Source organism: Leifsonia tongyongensis, assembly GCF_010686705.1.
Taxonomy (GTDB): Bacteria; Actinomycetota; Actinomycetes; order Actinomycetales; family Microbacteriaceae; genus Diaminobutyricibacter; species Diaminobutyricibacter tongyongensis.
In genome coordinates, this window is record NZ_JAAGWY010000005.1 from 226808 (window position 1) to 244810 (window position 18003).

The 18003-nt window shown below is 66.0% G+C and carries 17 protein-coding genes; 11 read left to right on the forward strand and 6 right to left on the reverse strand.

Annotated features, from left to right (window positions below; translation table 11 throughout):
- The first annotated feature begins 145 nt into the window (after positions 1-145).
- From G3T36_RS18505 to G3T36_RS18545, 9 genes are all read left to right on the forward strand, one after another.
- Positions 146-1021 carry a hypothetical protein gene (locus tag G3T36_RS18505; protein WP_163291336.1) on the forward strand — a complete coding sequence of 292 codons (876 nt, stop codon included), beginning with the start codon at positions 146-148 and terminating at the stop codon, positions 1019-1021.
- A 212-nt stretch (positions 1022-1233) separates the two neighbouring features.
- On the forward strand, positions 1234-2433 hold the full coding sequence (locus G3T36_RS18510) for an ABC-three component system protein (RefSeq protein WP_163291337.1): 1200 nt from the start codon (positions 1234-1236) through the stop codon (positions 2431-2433).
- Entirely contained in the window at positions 2379-2924 is a 546-nt protein-coding gene (locus G3T36_RS20275; protein WP_420811059.1) for a three component ABC system middle component, read from the forward strand. Before G3T36_RS18510 ends, G3T36_RS20275 begins: the two co-directional genes overlap by 55 nt.
- Positions 2925-4937 (forward strand): DUF3732 domain-containing protein, encoded by a 2013-nt coding sequence (locus G3T36_RS18515; protein WP_163291338.1) that lies wholly within the window; start codon positions 2925-2927, stop codon positions 4935-4937.
- A gap of 726 nt (positions 4938-5663) precedes the next feature.
- Positions 5664-6110: an FAS1-like dehydratase domain-containing protein gene (locus tag G3T36_RS18525; RefSeq protein ID WP_163291339.1), complete on the forward strand. Its 447-nt coding sequence runs from the start codon at positions 5664-5666 to the stop codon at positions 6108-6110.
- Positions 6110-6532: a MaoC family dehydratase gene (locus tag G3T36_RS18530; RefSeq protein WP_163291340.1), complete on the forward strand. Its 423-nt coding sequence runs from the start codon at positions 6110-6112 to the stop codon at positions 6530-6532. Before G3T36_RS18525 ends, G3T36_RS18530 begins: the two co-directional genes overlap by 1 nt.
- A 1-nt stretch (position 6533) precedes the next feature.
- Positions 6534-7682, forward strand: coding sequence for a UDP-N-acetylmuramate dehydrogenase (locus G3T36_RS18535; protein WP_163291341.1), 1149 nt, complete (start codon positions 6534-6536; stop codon positions 7680-7682).
- Between the two features lie 99 nt (positions 7683-7781).
- Complete coding sequence (locus G3T36_RS18540; protein WP_163291342.1) at positions 7782-8747, forward strand: ATP-binding cassette domain-containing protein; 966 nt, start codon at positions 7782-7784, stop codon at positions 8745-8747.
- 40 nt (positions 8748-8787) lie between these two features.
- A complete protein-coding gene (locus G3T36_RS18545; RefSeq protein ID WP_163291343.1) occupies positions 8788-9552 on the forward strand; it encodes an ABC transporter permease in 765 nt (254 codons plus the stop codon).
- Between the two features lie 23 nt (positions 9553-9575).
- Here the strand turns inward: G3T36_RS18545 and G3T36_RS18550 are convergent, their stop codons facing one another.
- The 4 genes from G3T36_RS18550 to G3T36_RS18565 all read right to left on the reverse strand — a co-directional run bounded on the left by G3T36_RS18550 (position 9576) and on the right by G3T36_RS18565 (position 13407).
- Entirely contained in the window at positions 9576-10388 is an 813-nt protein-coding gene (locus G3T36_RS18550) for an ABC transporter permease (RefSeq protein WP_163291344.1), read from the reverse strand.
- Positions 10385-11278, reverse strand: coding sequence for an ABC transporter ATP-binding protein (locus G3T36_RS18555; RefSeq protein ID WP_163291345.1), 894 nt, complete (start codon positions 11276-11278; stop codon positions 10385-10387). Before G3T36_RS18555 ends, G3T36_RS18550 begins: the two co-directional genes overlap by 4 nt.
- A gap of 153 nt (positions 11279-11431) precedes the next feature.
- Positions 11432-11821, reverse strand: coding sequence for a hypothetical protein (locus G3T36_RS18560; protein ID WP_163291346.1), 390 nt, complete (start codon positions 11819-11821; stop codon positions 11432-11434).
- The gene (locus G3T36_RS18565; RefSeq protein WP_163291347.1) at positions 11818-13407 is read right to left on the reverse strand and encodes a PspC domain-containing protein; all 1590 of its coding nucleotides are present in this window, start codon (positions 13405-13407) and stop codon (positions 11818-11820) included. The genes G3T36_RS18560 and G3T36_RS18565 overlap by 4 nt, the downstream gene beginning before the upstream one ends.
- Before the next feature lie 113 nt (positions 13408-13520).
- On the opposite strand from G3T36_RS18565, the gene G3T36_RS18570 reads away from it, so the two are divergent.
- Complete coding sequence (locus G3T36_RS18570; RefSeq protein ID WP_338031636.1) at positions 13521-14723, forward strand: PspC domain-containing protein; 1203 nt, start codon at positions 13521-13523, stop codon at positions 14721-14723.
- A complete protein-coding gene (locus G3T36_RS18575; RefSeq protein ID WP_163291349.1) occupies positions 14720-15505 on the forward strand; it encodes a LuxR C-terminal-related transcriptional regulator in 786 nt (261 codons plus the stop codon). The genes G3T36_RS18570 and G3T36_RS18575 overlap by 4 nt, the downstream gene beginning before the upstream one ends.
- A gap of 56 nt (positions 15506-15561) precedes the next feature.
- Here the strand turns inward: G3T36_RS18575 and G3T36_RS18580 are convergent, their stop codons facing one another.
- Both G3T36_RS18580 and G3T36_RS18585 read right to left on the reverse strand, forming a co-directional pair.
- Entirely contained in the window at positions 15562-16503 is a 942-nt protein-coding gene (locus G3T36_RS18580; protein ID WP_163291350.1) for an endonuclease domain-containing protein, read from the reverse strand.
- Between the two features lie 129 nt (positions 16504-16632).
- Positions 16633-17835 (reverse strand): aminotransferase class I/II-fold pyridoxal phosphate-dependent enzyme, encoded by a 1203-nt coding sequence (locus G3T36_RS18585; protein WP_163291351.1) that lies wholly within the window; start codon positions 17833-17835, stop codon positions 16633-16635.
- Positions 17836-18003: the final 168 nt, after the last annotated feature.

The window sequence follows — 18003 nt, forward strand, 5'->3', positions numbered from 1 at the left end:
TCTTCAAATTGCCGTTTGGTCGTAGTTCCGGTGTAGATCGATTCATGCCTGCCGACGACGGCCGTGCGCTCGATACGGTGTCCCTACGCGGACAAGCGCCTCGAATCGAGAGTCGAGCGAGCAGCGGGCGTGCGATCATCGACCCGTGGGCATCCTCGATCGATTCCGTAAACAGTCGGCAACTACTGCGGTGGCGCCACCTCAGGCAGAGTCATCGGCCGAGAGCGATACGGCACAGATCAAGTTCCAGTTCTCGATCGAATACAGCCCACTGCTACCCGTCTCCGGGACGACGACGATCGCCCGCGACGAAGCTCGAGCTCTCTTTGAACGCCATCAGCAACCCAACCTCGGGTACCTGGAATTGACGGCGGTACTTCAACGCGAGCCGTCAAACCCTGTCAACCCGGCGGCGGTCGCGGTCTTAGTCGAAGGGGAACGCATCGGATACTTGCCGTCCTATGCCGCGGAAACAGTCGACCTGAGTGTCCAGGGTTCACGCCAAGCACCGGTTCAGCTGTTCTCAGCTCTGAAAGCTGACGGGGTCCGCGTTGAAGGTTGGATCTGGATCGGCGACGAGCCGGCTCAATGGGAGTACAACTCCAACAACCGGCCGCCGATGACGCCTGAAGAGAAACGAACGGCGGCCGCGAAAGGCGCCGACCGAATGGTTGCTGAAGCCCTCACTGAGGGTGGTGCCAGGGCAGAGGCGTTCAAGGCAGGACAGGTGAACGGAATCCACTACCTGCAAACAGTCGAGCCAATCAAACAACTTAAGCGAGAAGGACGACTCGCAGAAGCCCTCCAACTCTGCTACATCGCTATCGAAGGCGCTGAGCGTGCCCGCGAAGGACGAGAACCCGCGCCCTGGTACACAGAGCAGGCGGCCATCATCCTCCGAAAGCTTGGAAGGCGCGACGAGGAGATCGCGGTGCTTGAGCGATGGCTGGGTGCGACTCCGGCGGCACACCGGGAAGGCGGGATACAACAACGACTTGCCAAGCTTCTTGAGGCCAATTGAGGGGTCACCCGCCAACAGGCACAACGGACGACGTGCAAAGAGCGCCCAACTTGAACCCCGAACGTGGACCTTTGCCGACCATGAGGAGTCTGCGAGTGTAGGTTGGGCCGCAAGGAGTATCACCCAGCGCCCAGGAACGTCACCCCGAACGCTCCACGCCGCCGCATACAACATCGGTAGCCACACAACGCAGAACACGAATGGGGAACGAGATGGCTCAGTTCGACGCCTCCGCGTCCGCAGTCGGATTCATGCACCAGATCAGGTGGGGGCTCCTCGAACTTCTACGAGCCAGCCGACGGGATCCGACACTCCGCCTGTCGCTGGAAACATATGACGATGTCTCGTTGCTTACAGCAGACGGATCAGTTGAGACTGCGCAACAACTAAAGCATCACGGTTCACCCTCTCCGCTCACCGACGGCAACAAGGACCTCTGGTCGACCCTTCGTGTGTGGCTGGAAACGCCGGCGCTCAAAGACCCTCGTGGACCCGAACTGTTGCTGCTCACCACGAGCGAAATTCCCGACGACACGGCAGCGGCCCTTATCAGTGTGACCAATCGTGTGGAACAAATCGCGAGCGCGAAACTGACAGACGCTGCGACGACACTAAAGGCGGAGGCAACCGAGAAGGGACGTCGAGCTTGGCTTGACGCGACCGACGCGGAACGTCTCGGGCTCCTCAAACGGGTCCGCATCATCGGTAACAGCCCCAGTATCAACGACGTCGACAACCTCGTTCGCGCAGAGCTATACACAAACGTCCGAGCAGAGCACTTGGACAGCTTTCTCGAACAGCTCTGGGGATGGTGGCTCGAGATGAGTGTTCGACTTCTGACTACCGAGAAGGGCAAGGGGAAGACCGTCTCCGCCAGCCAGCTGAGCGCAAAAATGCAAAGCCTGCGAGACAAGTACGTCGACGGCATGCTTCCTCTGGATCCGGCGTATGAATCCTTTGGCGAAGAGGAGCTCAGCGTCCACAGAGACAAAGCATTTGTCAAGCAGATGACGTGGGTGGGGATCAGCACGACCGGGCGGAACATGCGGAAAGCCCTTCTCGACTACCACCGCGCATTCGCTCAAACCGCAAAATGGGCCGATGACGGAGACCTGTTAGACGGAGAGCTCACTACCTACGAGAAGCGACTGGTCGAGGAGTGGGAAATTCAATTCGAGAACATGATCGACCAACTCGCCCTGAGCGGACAGGACACAGAAACCGCCCGAATCCAGGCGGGCCGAGACCTCTTCAACAGACTCTACGACATGCAAGAAGTCGTAATCCGGCCAACTTTCACCGAACCTTTCCTCACAAACGGGATGCGACACCTGATTGCTGACAAAGGCGACCTAGGATGGCACCCAGAATTCCGCGAGAAGATTCGCGAGCTCGTAGGGGCACCAGCGTGACGGCACTACGCGGATGGGACGAGCGGCCGCAAGCAACCGCGGCAATCCTCAACCCTGCACTCACGGCCGCAACGATCACCTGGGCTGCAGCGCGGTACCGGACAACACTGAAGCAGGCAATGCCGTGGGAACTCAGCTTTCTTGTGGTGCCGATCATCCTCCACCGTCGTACACGACAGGATTTGCCAGGCAACTCAAACACGCACCTCCCATCGTGGATCACACGCAGTCAAGTCACACTCGCTGGCCTTCCCGAGCGGGCAACCCAGTTCGCGCCCCACGTTCGCGAAGGCCTCCGTTTCGGACTCCGAACCGACTTGTTCGCACTCACGACCGACGGAGGGATCCACGCCACTATCAAGGCGAACATGAAACCACCCAAAGACACTGAACTGCGCACTATCCTCACCGCCGCAGCGACACTCGGGGCTATATTCGCGAAAGCCGGAACCCCTATCAATGTGTACGCCCAATTTGGAGTCACCCCCTAAATGCAGCTCGTCGGCATAACGATCTATAGCGGCGACGGCCGCACACGCGACGTTCCATTCCGCCTCAACCAGCTCAACATAGTCACCGGTGACTCCAAGACAGGGAAAAGCTCCCTGCTAAACATCGTTGACTACTGCCTCGGCCGGAAAGAACCATCAATTCCCACCACCGCGTGGTTCCAAGCGATCGCTTGGTACGCCGCAGTCTTCCAATTCAAAGACGGGAGTCGCGCGCTCGTCGCCCGCGAAGCGCCGACCGCGAACTTGACCAGCCAGCGGGCGATGCTCGAACTCGGGGGGAAGGACCTCACCGCGCCGCCATTCGAACTGCTCAGGCTGAATACCGACACGGACGCGCTCCGCGCCCAAATCGGCGCACGCATCGGACTCGCCGACATCCAACTCGAAAGTGAAGCGTCGCTCCGCGGGCCGATCAGCGTCGGCCTCGGCAGTGCCATCCCATACACGCTCCAAGAACAACACGAAATCGACAGCAAAGTCACCCTCTTCCACCGACAGGAAGAACTCGCCCAGAACCTCAAAGACACAATCCCGTTCTTCCTCGGCGCAGTAGATGGCAAGCAAGCGGCCAAACGTGCGCAACTTCGAGAGGCCCGCCAAGCCCTCCGCCGCATCGAAAACGCCCTCGCACTCGCGACGCAAGAAACCCAAGAACAAGAGATCCAACTTCGGGAACTCCTCTCCGAAGCGCGCGCAGTGGGGCTCGTCAACACCGCATCCGACAACCGCGAGACATCAACGCTCGACATCCTCAACGCGCTCCGACTCGAACGTCGAGCCGCCATTATGCCCCGCGGCGCCGATACGCGTGCGCAAGACGAAAGGCGCGCAGCCGAGTCGCAACGTATCGAGCTATCGCAACGGCTGAATCGTCTGATGGCCACCCGTGACGTTCTCCTGGACGCTCGCGACGGGGAAGGCGGATACGACGACTCCTTGAAAATCCAGGCGAGCCGACTTCGCGTACTCGGACTTATCCCTGACCACGATGGCGATGCGGAATTCTGCCCGCTCTGTGAGCAGCAGATGGAGCACCCCGATCCGACAGTCGCACAGTTGAACCAGCGCTTGACCGACATTCGTACGGAACTCGCCACTGTATCAGCCGTTCGACCCAAGCAGCAGCAGGCACTGCGAGAAGTCGACGCCGCTATTAGAGAGGTGCGTGAAGGCCTGAATGTGGTTCAATCCGCGATCTTCTCAAGTGGATCAACTGATGTCGGCTCCGACCCTAGCTCGATCGGCGAAGCTCAGTCATTTGTCCGGGGGCGAATCGATGCGACACTCGACAAGCTGCCAGACCGTGACGACTCGACGATTCGAAGGCTCGAATCCGAAAGAGAGACCGCCCGCGCACTCGTCAATGCGCTTATGTCCGAGCTTGACGGAGGTGATGCGCGCGAGCAACTCACTTCACGACTAAACGCACTAGGCATCTATCTCGGTGACTACAGTCGACGGCTCCACCTTGAACAGTCCGACCGTCCCATCAGACTCGATGTGAACAAGCTCACGGTCGTGGTCGACTCAGAGACGGGTCCGCTGCCGTTACGCAACATCGGAAGCGGCGAAAATTGGGTCGGATACCACTTGTCGGCCCACCTGGCTCTTCACCACTTCTTCCTCAAGCAGAATCGTCCGGTGCCTCGGTTCCTGATGTTGGATCAGCCCAGCAAGGCGCATTTCCAATCAGATCGACCGGCCGGCGCAGATGACAACTACTTCGACCCAGATCGCGAAGCAGTGCGCAACATGTTCAAGCTATTCGCTGACTACCCAGACGAGCTGCAAGGTGGCGTTCAACTGATAGTCGTCGACCACGCGAACTATACGGACGCGAAATGGTTCACAAACGCTGTGGTTCACAATTGGAGGGAGGGTACCAAACTCATCCCCGCCGACTGGTTAACCCCTGAGCAGGCCGCAGCAGCAGACAGAGAAGAACGGCGCCTCCGACAAAGCTTGATGGATCAAGCGCAAACCTTGCACTAGCCTCTGTGACTCTAGGTCACGCATATCTCGACTTACGGCCCGAGTCAGAAGAGCAGGGTTATCCCCTGCGAGACTGAACGTTTGGTGCGCGAGCCGTTCGACCGGAACGAGTTCGGCCATAGGGCAAGGTGCTCGTCTACGAAATCCACGCGTGAAGTGGCATTGCTTCAGTACGCAGAAATCGACAATCCTCTGGTCTCAACTGACTAAGAATCGGGGCTCGTGACGTCTCAGGTGAGAAAAATGTCAGGTCGACTGAGTCAGATGTCATCGAAGGTGCGAGCTGTCAATGTCGGTGGTCGGGCCTACTCTGGAAATAGTCCAAAAAAAGTTCAAAACACTACATGTAGTGGAATGACAATCGTGTCATTCACGTTATATAGTGGGCAGACACCGCAACCAGCGGCTCACACAGACTTCAAGGGGAGGCCATCATGGAATACGAAAGCGACTCAGTTGGCGGCTACGCAGTTCCCGTCGACCCCATGGATCTTCTGCAGTGCGACAGCTGCCAGTAGGCACATAGCGAACACTCTGCAGTACACGAACTGCACGGACCCCGGCAGGCCAGATGGCCTCGCCGGGGTTCGTCGTTTCTGCGCCGCCACAGCCCGCTCGCCGCACTCGTTCCGTCCCAGCGCACTACGTATGACACGTGCGGTGGGAAGCAACGAGTGCGGCGAGACCCAGCAGAGCACGCCGCAAGCGCATCCGTAGAATGGACCGGTGCCAGTGAACCCAGAACTGCAGGGGCGTGTCTTCCCCCCGACCAGTCCGTACCTCGTCGGGCGCGAGAAGATCCGCGAGTTCTCGCGCGCCGTGTTCGCCACCAGCCCGCTCAACGTCGACGTCGACGCCGCCCGGGCAGCGGGCCACGCCGACCTCGTCGCACCCCCGACCTTCCCGGTCGTCGTGCAGGAACTGACTCTCGCCCAGCTCCTCGCTGAACCGGACGCCGGCATCGACTTCAGCCGCGTCGTCCACGGCGACCAGCGCTTCAGCTACACCCGCCCCGTCGTCGCCGGCGATGAGCTCACCGCCACCCTCACGGTCTCGAGCGTGAAATCGCTCGGCGCGCATTCGATGGTGACCGCCGAGTCCGTCATCACGGATGCGCGGGGAGCACACGTCGTCACGGCGGTCTCGACGCTTGTGGTCAGGGGGGACGAGTAATGGCCCCCCAGTTCGACGACCTGACCGCAGGCGACGTGGTCGCCGAGCGCGACGTGACCTTCTCCCGGGATTCCCTCGTGCGTTACGCCGGCGCGTCCGGCGACTTCAACCCCATCCACTACCGCGACGACATCGCCACCTCCGTCGGGCTCCCCGGCGTCATCGCACACGGGATGCTCACCATGGGCGCCGCCGTGCAGCCGGTCGTCGACTGGGCGGGCGACCCGTCGCGTGTCGTCGACTACCAGGTGCGTTTCACCCGGCCCGTCGTCGTCGACCCTGCCGACGGCGCGACGGTCTCGGTCGTCGCGAAGGTCGGTCAGCTCGATGCCGAAGCGCAGGTCGCGCGCATCGACCTCACCGTCACGTTCAACGGCGAGACGGTGCTCGGCAAGGCGCAGGTGCGGGTCTCGCTCGCCTGACATGACCGACCCGTCCACGGCATCCGCCGCTCCTGCACTGGCCACTCTCACGACAATGAGGGTCGGAGGTGTTCCCGACCGTCTGCTGGAGCCCGCCACCCGCGACGAGCTCGTCGCCACCGCGCTGCAGGTGTGGGGCGAGGGCGGCGACTGGCTGCTGCTCGGCGGCGGTTCGAACACGATCGCGAGCGACGACGGCTTCCCGGGGACGGTCATCCACGTCGTCACTCGGGGAATCGAGCGGCTGGATGCGCCGCCCGGCCGGGTGCGCATCCGCGTCGAGGCGGGCGAGCCGTGGGACGAGGTGGTCGCCCACGCGGTGCGGAACGGATGGTCGGGAGTCGAGGCCCTCTCGGGCATCCCCGGTTCGACCGGCGCGGCTCCCTTCCAGAACATCGGAGCCTACGGGCAGGAGCTCGCCTCGAGCCTGGTGGCGATCGACTTCCTCGACTACGCGACGGGGGATGCGCGCCGGATGACGAAGGCCGAGCTGGCTCTCGGTTACCGCACGTCGGTGCTGAAGCGCGGTCTCGCCGGAGTGGTGCTCGCGGTCGAGCTCGAGCTGGCCGACGCCAACGAGCCGATGGGCGCGCCGCTCAGCCAGCCGGTCGCCTACGCCCAGCTCGCCGATGCCCTGGGGGTTCCGCTCGGTTCACGCGTGTCGGTTGCTGAGCTGCGACGCGCAGTCATCACGCTGCGCGCATCCAAGGGGATGGTGCTCGACCCCGACGACGTCGATTCGGTGAGCGCGGGGTCGTTCTTCACGAACCCGATCGTGTCCGAGAATTTCGCGAGGTCGTTGCCGGCGGCCGCTCCGCGCTGGCCGGTCGAACCCGCTGAGCCCGATGTCGTGCGGGCACTCGGCCCAGGCGGCGTGCATCCGGATGACGTGCCTCGGCTGGCCGAGGGGCCTTACGAGGTGAAGCTGAGCGCGGCGTGGCTGATCGAGCAGGCGGGCATCCGGCGCGGGTTCGCGCTTCCCGGCTCGCAGGCGGCGATCTCGACCAAGCACACGCTCGCATTGACGAATCGTGGCGGCGCCGGCGCCGACGAGATCGTCCAGCTGGCCTCGTACGTGCAGGGGCGCGTGCAGTCGGAGTTCGGCGTGATCCTGCATCCTGAGCCTGTGCTGGTCGGTCTCTCCCTCTGAGGCTTTCCCTCTTCCACCACACCGTGTCCGAGGCTTGTGGTTTCCTTGGGTTGCGCCCGGCGCAACACCCACAACGTCCGACCCGACCAAGGAGCCACGGTGATTCACGCCAGAGGACTCGCACGAACGTTCGACACCAAACGGGGGCGCGAGCGCGTCGCCGTCCAGGCGGTAGCCGGCGTCGACATCGACGTCGAAGAGGGGGAGATCGTCGGCTTCCTCGGCCCCAACGGAGCAGGCAAGACCACCACGCTCCGCATGCTGACCACTCTGCTCAAACCGACGAGCGGCACCGCGACCGTCGCGGGGTACGACCTCGCCACAGAGGCGATCCAGGTCCGCAAGAGCATCGGCTACGTCTCGCAGAGCGGCTCGACCGCCGGTGAGGCGCGCGCCGGCGAAGAGATCGTCGACCACGGCCTGCTCTACGGCATCAGCGCGTCGCAGGCCGAGAAACGCGGGAAGGAGCTCTTCGACCAGCTCGACCTGGAGGGGATGTGGAAGCGGCAGCCGAAGACGATGTCCGGCGGCCAGCGCCGGCGTCTCGACATCGCGATGGGTCTCGTGCACGACCCGAGGCTCGTCTTCCTCGACGAACCGACGACAGGGCTCGACCCCCAGGCGCGGGCGAACCTGTGGGTGCACATCTCCGACCTGCGCACGAAACGCGGAAGCACGCTGTTCCTCACGACCCACTACCTCGACGAGGCCGACGCGCTCTGCGATCGCATCCTCGTCATCGACCACGGTTCCATCGTTGCCGCCGACACACCGGATGCGCTCAAGCGCCAGGTCGCAGGAGACCTGATCGAGCTGGTCGTGCACGACGAATCGCACGTGTCGACGGCAGCGGCCCAGCTCGCGCGAATCACCAGCGATGCGGCGACGGATGTGAACGGCCTGGTCGTGAGCGTCAGGGTGCCGAGCGCGGGCGGCGAGCTGCCCTCGCTGTTGCGATCGCTCGACGCCGCAGGGGTCGGCCTCGCGTCGATCGAGGTGCGCCGGCCGACGCTCGACGACGTCTTCCTGACCATGACCGGCCGCTCGCTTCGCGAAGACGCCTGAGCGCCCGGCCCCGCGCATCCACCGACCAGGAATTTCGACCATGACCTTCGCACGCCAGACCTGGATCATCTTCCGCCGCCAGATGCGGCTCGCCCTCCGCAACCCCGCCTGGGTGATCATCGGGCTCGCCCAACCCGTTCTCTACCTCGCCCTCTTCGGACCTCTGCTCGTGCCCCTCGCCCAGCAGATCGGAAACGTCAACGCCTACACGTTCTTCGTCCCCGGCCTCCTCGTGCAGCTCGGACTCTTCGGAGCGCTCTTCGCCGGCTTCGGGCTCATCTCCGAATGGCGTGAGGGCGTCGTCGAGGCCGAACGCGTGACGCCGGCGAGCCGCACGGCGCTGCTGCTCGGGCGGGTGGCCCGCGACATCGTGCTGCTCACGGTGCAGGGCATCCTGCTGATCTCGCTCTCGTTCCTGTTCGGGCTCACCGGGTCGATCCCCGGAATGGTCTTCGGGCTCTTCCTCACGATGCTGCTCGGCGGCGCCTGCTCGGCCTCGTCGAACGCTCTCGCGCTGTCGACGAAGAGCGAGGATGTGCTGGCGCCCGTGCTCAACAGCATCGCGCTGCCCGTGCTGCTCCTGTCGGGCATCCTCCTCCCGATCAGCCTGGAGACCGGCGCTCCGCAGTGGCTGGTGACGCTCAGCGATTTCATGCCGATCAAGTACATCGTCAACGGCATCCGCGACGCGTTCAAGGGCGACATCGCCACGCTGACGACCCTGTGGGGCCTGCTGTGGACGCTGGTGCTGTTCGCGGCCGGGCTGTGGATCGGCACCCGCACGTTCCGCAAGGACAACGCCTGACGTGTGGGCCGACCCCGGCGGCGCTACGTGTCCTTGCGGATCCAGCGGAACGTCAGACGGCACGCGATGATGCCGACGACCAGCCAGATCAGCAGCACGATGGCGGTCAGCCCGTGCTGCCAGCTCCCGCTCGGCTCGAGACTCTCGAAATAGTCGGGAAGGAACACGCTCCGCATCCCCTGGGCGATCCATTTCAGCGGGAAGATGCTGGCGATGTTCTGCAGCCACGTCGGCAGCAGGTTGAACGGCAGGTAGACCCCGGAGATGAACTGCAGGATCAGCACGATCGGAATGATCACCGCCGTCGCGCTGCCTCCCGACCGTGGCACCGACGACAGCGCGATCCCCAGCACCGCGGAGGTCGTGATCCCGAGCAGGTACACCCACACGAACGTGACCCACTTCGCCGGATCGGTCGGCAGCGCGACGTTGAAGGCGAACCGTGCGACCACCAGCAGCAACGCGATCTGCAGCACACTCGTCGCCAGGACCTGACCCATCTTGCCCATGAAGTAGGAGACCACGGGCAGAGGCGAGCCGCCGAGTCGCTTCAACGTGCCGTCGCCCTTCTCGCCCGCAATGTCCACGGCGAGGTTCTGCACCCCGCTCAGCAGGATTCCGGCCGCGATCATCGCCGGGAGGTAGTACGCGGCCTGGGGGACACCGCCCGTTCCGTCGGGTTTGACGCCGACGTTGCCGAGCCCCTGGAACGCCACCGAGAAGATCCCGAGCATGACGACCGGGAACAGGAAGGTGAAGAAGATGGTGTCTCCCTGGCGGAAGTACACGCGGGTCTCGTAGCCGACGCGCCGGGCGCCGAGCGTCAGCGTCCTCACGCCGCGACCTCGGCATCCGCATCCGCGTCCTTGACGAGCTCGAGGTAGATGTCCTCCAGGCTCGGCCGGATCACTTCGAGATCGAGGGGCTCCCCGTCACGCGCAAGGAGAGCCGCCACCGTTGCCGCCGGATGCTCGGTCCGCTCTTCGTGCTGCTGACCGATGGCGTCGCGCCAGCGCACGATCGGTATGCGTGCATCCGCACCCCCGATCTCGTGCACCGCGCCGATGTCGACGAGCCGGCCATTCGCGATGACGGCGACCCGATCGCTCAGTTGCGCCGCCTCGTCGAGGTAGTGGGTGGTGAGCAGGATGGTCGTGCCTTCGCGTTTCAGGCCCCGGATGAGCTCCCAGAACTCGCGCCTGGCCTCGGGGTCGAACCCGGTCGTCGGTTCATCGAGGAACAGCATCTCGGGTCGGCCGACGAACCCGAGAGCCACGTCGACCCGGCGTCGCAACCCGCCTGAGAGGTTCTTGATCCGGGTTTTCGCGTTGTCGGTCAGCCCGACGGCCGCGATGACCTCGTCGACGTCGCGCGGATGCGGATAGAAGCCGGCGAAATGCGCCAGCTGTTCATGCACGGTCACGTTGCCCGGCTCGCCGCTCGACTGGAGCACGATACCCAGGCGGGCCTTCCACGATACGCCGCCTCGATGGGGGTCCATCCCGAGCACCTGGGCGCTTCCGGCGGTTCGGTCGCGGTAGCCCTCGAGGATCTCGATCGTCGTGCTCTTGCCTGCGCCGTTCGGTCCGAGGAGGGAGAACGTCTCGCCTTTCGCGATGTCGAAACTGACGCCGTGGAGTGCGGTGAACGATCCGTAGTCCTTGCGCAGGTCGCGCACCGAGACCGCGGCAGCCGGGTCGGGTGCGGGACTCTCGTCAGCGGTCATGGCTCAATGATGCACGTGCGGTGCCCCGGCCGCCTAGAGCCGCCGTCGATCGCCGGCACAGGTGTGCCCGCCAGGTCGGGGCATCTCAGCCCGCTCGAGGTGGCGGGCATGCACCCTGCTGGCGGGCACACGCGCCCGGAGGGACCGGGCGGGTCAGACAGCGCTGCGGCGCTGGGCGCGCCGGATGAGCGCGAGCACCGCCAGGACGAGGATGAACACACCGACGACGAGTACGGAGAGAATCCAGAAGGCGCCCGGCGTCAGGGTGGCCGCCCAGTCCGATACGGCCTGTCGGCGCTCGGGAGAGCCCACGATCGCGAGTGTGGTCGCCGCGATCCCGGCGATGATCAGCCCCCAGACGATCGCGGCCCAGCGGGTGCGGGGGCGACCGTGGCTCACTGAGGGAGCGTCGGTCGTCATGGCGACCATCCACGGCGCGCTCGGCGCAGGGTCGGCCTGCAGGGTGGGTGCGGTCGCATCCGGTTGCGGTGCCGCATCCGCCAGTGGTTCCAGCGGAACGGTCTTGTCGTCGCTGTCGCTCATCCCTGTACTCCTGTCGCTTCCTGGTTGCGTCGCAGCTGAACTTCGCCGCCGGTCTGCTCAATCCGCACGATGACGTCGGGGGTGGCCTTCGGGCCGTCGACGAAGTCGTAGCTGCAGGCTCCGCTCGGCGTCCGCACGCACGCGGGGGCGGTCACAATACCCTGTCCCTCGACGAACGAGTAGACGCTCGCGCCGCGCAGGAGCAGCTCCATCCGAACCGTCGTCTGCTTGTCGGTGAGGACGTAGGTGGTCCCCGGCCCCTTCTCGAGGTCGACCACCGGTGTGCCCGGAGCGCCCCCGGCGCTTGCCGAATCGACGACGAGCGTCGTTTCGCCGAACGGCTGGGCGTACGACGCGGATGCGCTGGGCACCAGCCACGCGCCGACCGGCTGCAGCACCAGCTGGCGGTCGCGCGGGAGGAACGCCGTCGTCACGGTCGCCACCAGCAGAAGGATCGACAGGAAGCCGAGGAATCCGCTGCGCCTCCGCAGGGCGCCGGCGAGCACGCCGGCAAGGGCGAACACGATCGTCGCGACGGCGAGCGAGGCAGTCACCTCGTAGCCGTCGAACTCCGGCCCGCGGCTCACGACGATCGCCGTGATAGCCGATGCGATGAGGGCCAGTCCGATCGTGGCGAAGACGTAGGCCGCGCTGGTGCGGGGGTTGGCCAGCCGGTACTCCCGGCGCCGGGCCTCCGCCTCGGCCCGGTACGCATCGGAGCGGGCCCGGTTCTCGGCCGCGCGCTGTGCCCGGATAGCCCGCATATCCGCGTCGTGCCGCGCCTGCCAGGCGTTGTGCTGAACCTGCCAGGAGGCGTGACGAGCTTTCCACGCGGCGTAGTCGTCGGCAGGAGCATCGGTCGGGGGAGCGGGCGGTTCAGTCGGCTCGGTGGTCGTGTCGACCGGAGGAAGGGGAACGGTCGGAGCCGTGGTCGCGCCCGTGGCGGTGTCGGATGCTGTCGCCGCGGACGACGCGACGGTCGTCGCCGTCGCCGTTGCGGCGGTCGCGGCCGGCGATCCGTACCCTGGGCCGGCGGAACCCGCGGAAGCCGTTCGCGGGTTCTGTGTCGAACCGCCGGCCCAGGGAGGCATTTGGGCGCCGCGCGCGGCCCAGATGACGAACGCGACGATGAGTCCGATGACGAGCAGTGTCCACAGGGACCGGAGGATCGCCTCCGGCCAGGTGGGCGCGCCCCAGAATTGGGCCCCCGCCCACCACACGCCCTGCGTGAAGGGGAGGAGCGAGAGGAGCGCGAGCACGCCGATCCCGACCATCGCCGTGTCGAATTCGCCGTGGACGAGCTTCTCCGCGTGGATGGTGCCGTTGCGATCAGGCAGGAGCGCCCAGGCGACCGCATAGAAGAGGAGGACCGGCGCGCCGAGCACGGCGGCGACGACGGCGATGCCGCGCACGATCAGCGGGTCGATGCCGATGCGTTCCGCGATGCCTGCGCACACACCCCCGATCCACCCGTCGGTGCGGGTGATGCCGAGGCTGCGCATCCACCCGAAGAAGCGGTTCGAGCCCGTCGCGCTGCTCGCGCCCGGTGTCGCCGGCGAACCCGGCGGAGTCTGCTGCTGTGACATGTCTCGATGCTCCCGCCGGAGCGAGGGCGGGCGCTATGGGGTATCACCCTGAGCCGACCCTGAATCATGCGACTGCGCGTGCCGGGAGCGCAGAAACCTGCTTGGATTCTGACGTGACCCCGACATCCGCTCCAACCGCATCCACGCGTGGTGCGCGCCCGCTGGCGCGTCCCCGCGACTGCGTGCTCGGCGGTGTCTCGGTGGCGCTCGCCGACCACCTCGGCTGGCCGGTGGCGGTCATCCGGTGGAGTTTCGTCGGGCTCGCCTTCGTCGGCGGCGCAGGTGTCCTGCTGTACCTCTGGCTGTGGGCACTGACCCCGCTTCGCGAACCGGACCCGACCGCGCCCGACGGCGGCGCGGTCCACCGTCGCGTTCCCGTCGCGTGGCTGCTGGTGGCGCTCGCCGCCGTGACCGGGATCGTGGGGGTGGCTTCGGCCGCTCTGACCGGGTCCGATCAGGGGCTCGTGCTGTCGGTCGCAGTGATGGTCGCGCTCGCAGTGGGCGGCGTGGCCTGGGACCAGTTCGCGGACAGCAGCGACGTGATGCCGCGGCCGGCGTCCTCGACCGCGTTGCGGATCACGGCCGGGGCTTTCCTGCTCGCGATGGGCGCCGTCCTGACCGCCGGCGCCGGACGTGCCGACTCCGGCTGGGTGTGGCTGCTGGTGATCGTGACGGTGTTCGCCGGCGCTGCCGTCCTGCTCGGGCCCTGGGCGCTGAAGCTCTGGCGGGAACTGATCGCCGAACGGACGGCGCGCGTGCGTGAGGAGCAGCGTGCGGAGATCGCCGCCCACCTGCACGACTCGGTGCTGCAGACGCTCGCGCTCATCCAGAACCGCGCCGGCGCGTCCAGCGAGGTGGCCCGCATCGCTCGGGCGCAGGAACGCGAGCTGCGCGACTGGCTGTACGCGGGAGCGGAGACCCCCGACCGGGACCTGGCCACAGAGCTCCGGGACTTCGCCGCCGCGCTCGAGCTCGACCATCCGGTGCGCATCGAGGTCGTCGCCGTCGGCGAACCGGTCGACACCGTCACGTCGGAGCTCGCGGCGGCCGCCCGCGAGGCGATGCTCAACGCGTCGCGCCACGCCGGCGGTGACGTCTCGGTCTACCTCGAGAATTCGGAGACCTCCGTCGACGTGTTCATCCGAGATCGCGGGCCGGGATTCGACCTGACGGGTGTGCCGGACGACCGACTCGGGGTGCGTGAGTCCATCATCGGCCGCATGAGGCGCGCCGGCGGCCAGGCCACGGTGGTCACCGGAGCCGGCGGGTCGGGCACCGAAGTACACCTCCACCTCGACCACGGGAGCGAGCCATGAGCGAGAACGTGACACCGGAGCCGCCAGAGGCGGTCGAGCCTGAGCCGGCCGAGCTTGAGCCGGCCGAGCCTGAGCCGGCCGAGCAGGAGCCGGCCGAGCCTGAGCCGATCACGCAGGAGCCGGCCGAGCCTGAGCCGATCACGGTGGCGATCGTCGACGACCATTCGATCTTCCGTTCGGGGCTGCGAGCCGACCTCGATCGTCGCCTCGTCGTCGTGGCGGAGGCGGCGGATGTGGATGCTGCGGTCGCTGCGATCGTCGAGACGCGGCCGGCGGTCGTCCTGCTCGACGTGCACCTGCCCGGTGGGGCGGGTGGCGGTGGCGCCGAGGTGGTTCGGCGCACGATCGGCGATGTACCCGAGACGCGGTTCCTCGCGCTGAGCGTGTCGGACGCCGCCGAGGATGTGGTGGGGGTGATCCGCGCCGGCGCGCGCGGCTACCTGACGAAGGGAAGCTCGGGGGACGACGTCAGCCGAGCTGTCGTCGCCGTCGCGAGTGGCGACGCCGTCTTCTCGCCCCGGCTGGCCGGCTTCGTCCTGGATGCGTTCGGTGCTGCGGCAGGGGAACAGGCGGAGGCGGGGGATGAGCTCGACCGCCTCTCCGCGCGCGAACGCGAAGTGATGCGGCTGATCGCACGCGGCTACGCCTACAAGGAGGTCGCGGCGGAGCTCTTCATCTCGGTCAAGACCGTCGAGACGCATGTGTCGGCCGTGCTGCGCAAGCTGCAGCTCTCTTCCCGCCACGAGCTGACCGCCTGGGCTCTCGAGCGCAAGCTCCTCTGACGCGCCCGGCGGCCGCCTACTGCCTTTCGCTCCCGCCGAGTCGTCGGTAACTCCTCTCATTTCCGCCCGGTTCGGGGACTTACCGCCGACTGGATGCTCGTTAGGGTGCGCGCGCCGAGGATCGACCGGATGCGCGACACGAGGTCTTCTGGAAGACGGAGGTCGTCCGGCCCGATCTGCACGACGGTCCATCCCTCGGCCTGGAGTCGCATCGTTCGCGTGAGATCGCGACGGTATTGGTCGCGCTCCCGGTGATGATCGCCTTGATACTCGAGAAGGACACGCTCCTCGGCGAAAGCCAGGTCGGCGCGGAAACGGTGCCCAGACAAGGTGGTGATCTCATGGTTGACGGAAAGCCGAGACAGGCCCGCTTTGAGGAGCATGAGCCGTAACACGGATTCCTGCGGCGATTCCGACCGATCGTGGAGCAAAGGCAGGGCCTCCCTCAGTCGCGTACGTCCCCGTGAGCCAGGGTACGCGTCCAGAGCTCCGGCAAGTCCGGCGACAGTGGTCGACCCGTGCGCCTGGTGAACGAGGTGATCTCCCGCCGCAACGAGGGATGCCACGTCGAGCAGAGCACCGAGTTCACACCACGTGCGCGAAGGCGTGCTGAGCGGCAGGTCGGCGAGCGTAGTCAACTCGTGCTCGGCGATGCGTACGGAATGAGCGACGACTCCTTTCACGCGAGGCGCTCTCGCCGGATGCGGCACCGATACATGGATGCGCTCATCGGTCGCAAACCGCAGAGGAAGCGGTATCCCGTGCAGTAGCGCCGCAGTCGTGCAGCTGAAGAAGCCGCCCACCGGCATCCGCTGACCGTAGGCCGCGCACCTCGCCTGCAGGGAGTCCGGGGCAGAGGCGTGCACGCGGACGCCCCGGAACGGGCGCCGGAGGTCGCGGCCTTGGAGTCGCCGCACCGTGAGCCCTTCCTGGAGCGCAGTGCGGAGCGCGAAGGGCGCGTCTTCGTAGCGGTCGGGAAGTGGTGTCGGCCTGCGCATCCACCCAGCGTGCCGTGCTTGCGCGCCCCCAAAACGTTATCCACAGCCCCCTTCCCTCGCGCGGCAGTCGAGTCGTCGGGAAGTGACCGAAAGATCGCTTGTCGAGGGGAGTTGGTGACGACTCGAGAGCTAGGCGACGAACAGGCGCTGCAGGCGGCGGACGCCCTCGAGGAGCTCGTCGTCGCCGAGGGCGTACGAGAGGCGCAGGTAGCCGGACGGCCCGAACGCCTCGCCGGGCACCGTCGCGACCTCGGCCTGCTCGAGGATGAGGTCGGCCAGCTCGAGCGATGTCGTCGGCGTCACGCCGCCCCAGGTGCGCCCGAGGAGGCCGGTGATGTCCGGGTAGACGTAGAACGCCCCGAGCGGTGTCGGTGTGAGGACGCCGGGGATCGCGTTCAGTTCGGCGACGATCGTCTTGCGCCTGCGGTCGAAGGCCTGCCGCATCTGCTCCTCGGCCTCCTGCGGCCCGGTGAGCGCCTCCAGGGCAGCTCGCTGCGAGATGTTCGACACGTTCGACGAGAGGTGCGACTGCAGGTTGCCGGCGGCCGCGATGACGTCGGCCGGACCCACCATCCACCCGACCCGCCACCCGGTCATCGCGTACGTCTTGGCCACGCCGTTCACGAGGATCGTGCGGTCGGCCAGCGCAGGGACGGCCTCGACGATCGACACGGCCTTCACGCCGTCGTAGGTGAGGTTCTGATAGATCTCGTCACTGATCACCCACAGCCCGTGCGCATCCGCCCATTCGCCGATGGCTCTGGTCTGCTCGGGGGAGTGGACGGACCCGGTCGGGTTGGACGGCGAGACGAAGAGCAGCACCTTCGTGCGGTCGGTGCGTGCGGCCTCGAGCTGGTCGACGGTGACGAGGTAGTCCTGGTCTGCACCGGCGAAGACGTCGACCTGCGTGCCTCCGGCCAGCTTGATCGCCTCGGGGTACGTGGTCCAGTACGGCGTCGGCACGAGCACTTCGTCGCCGGGGTCCAGGAGTGTGGCGAAGGCCTGATAGACGGCCTGCTTGCCTCCGTTGGTGACCACGACCTGGGATGACGCGACCTCGAGTCCCGAATCACGCAGCGTCTTCGCTGCGATGGCCTCACGCAGCTCCGGCAGCCCCGCCGCAGGCGTGTAGCGGTAGTTGCGGGGGTCGCGGACGGCCGCGAGCGCAGCCTCGACGATGTTGTCCGGCGTGACGAAGTCGGGCTCGCCCGCGGCGTAGCTGATGACGGGCCGGCCCTGAGCTTTGAGCGCTTTCGCCTTGGCGTCGACCTTGAGGGTGGCGGACTCCGCGATGGAGCCGATCCGTGTCGAGATTCGCGATGATCCGGTCACCGCTCCAGCATAGGCTGGACGGTGGATGCCCGGCCGCGGCCCCCGACTTTGCAGTGCTGCATCCCGTCGCCTACACTTGTTCGAGGTAGTTGAAATCTGCCATGCTTTTTTGCGCCCTTTTTTTGGCAGAGCAACCCGTTGCTCCGTAAGAAACTTCGGAGCTTCTTC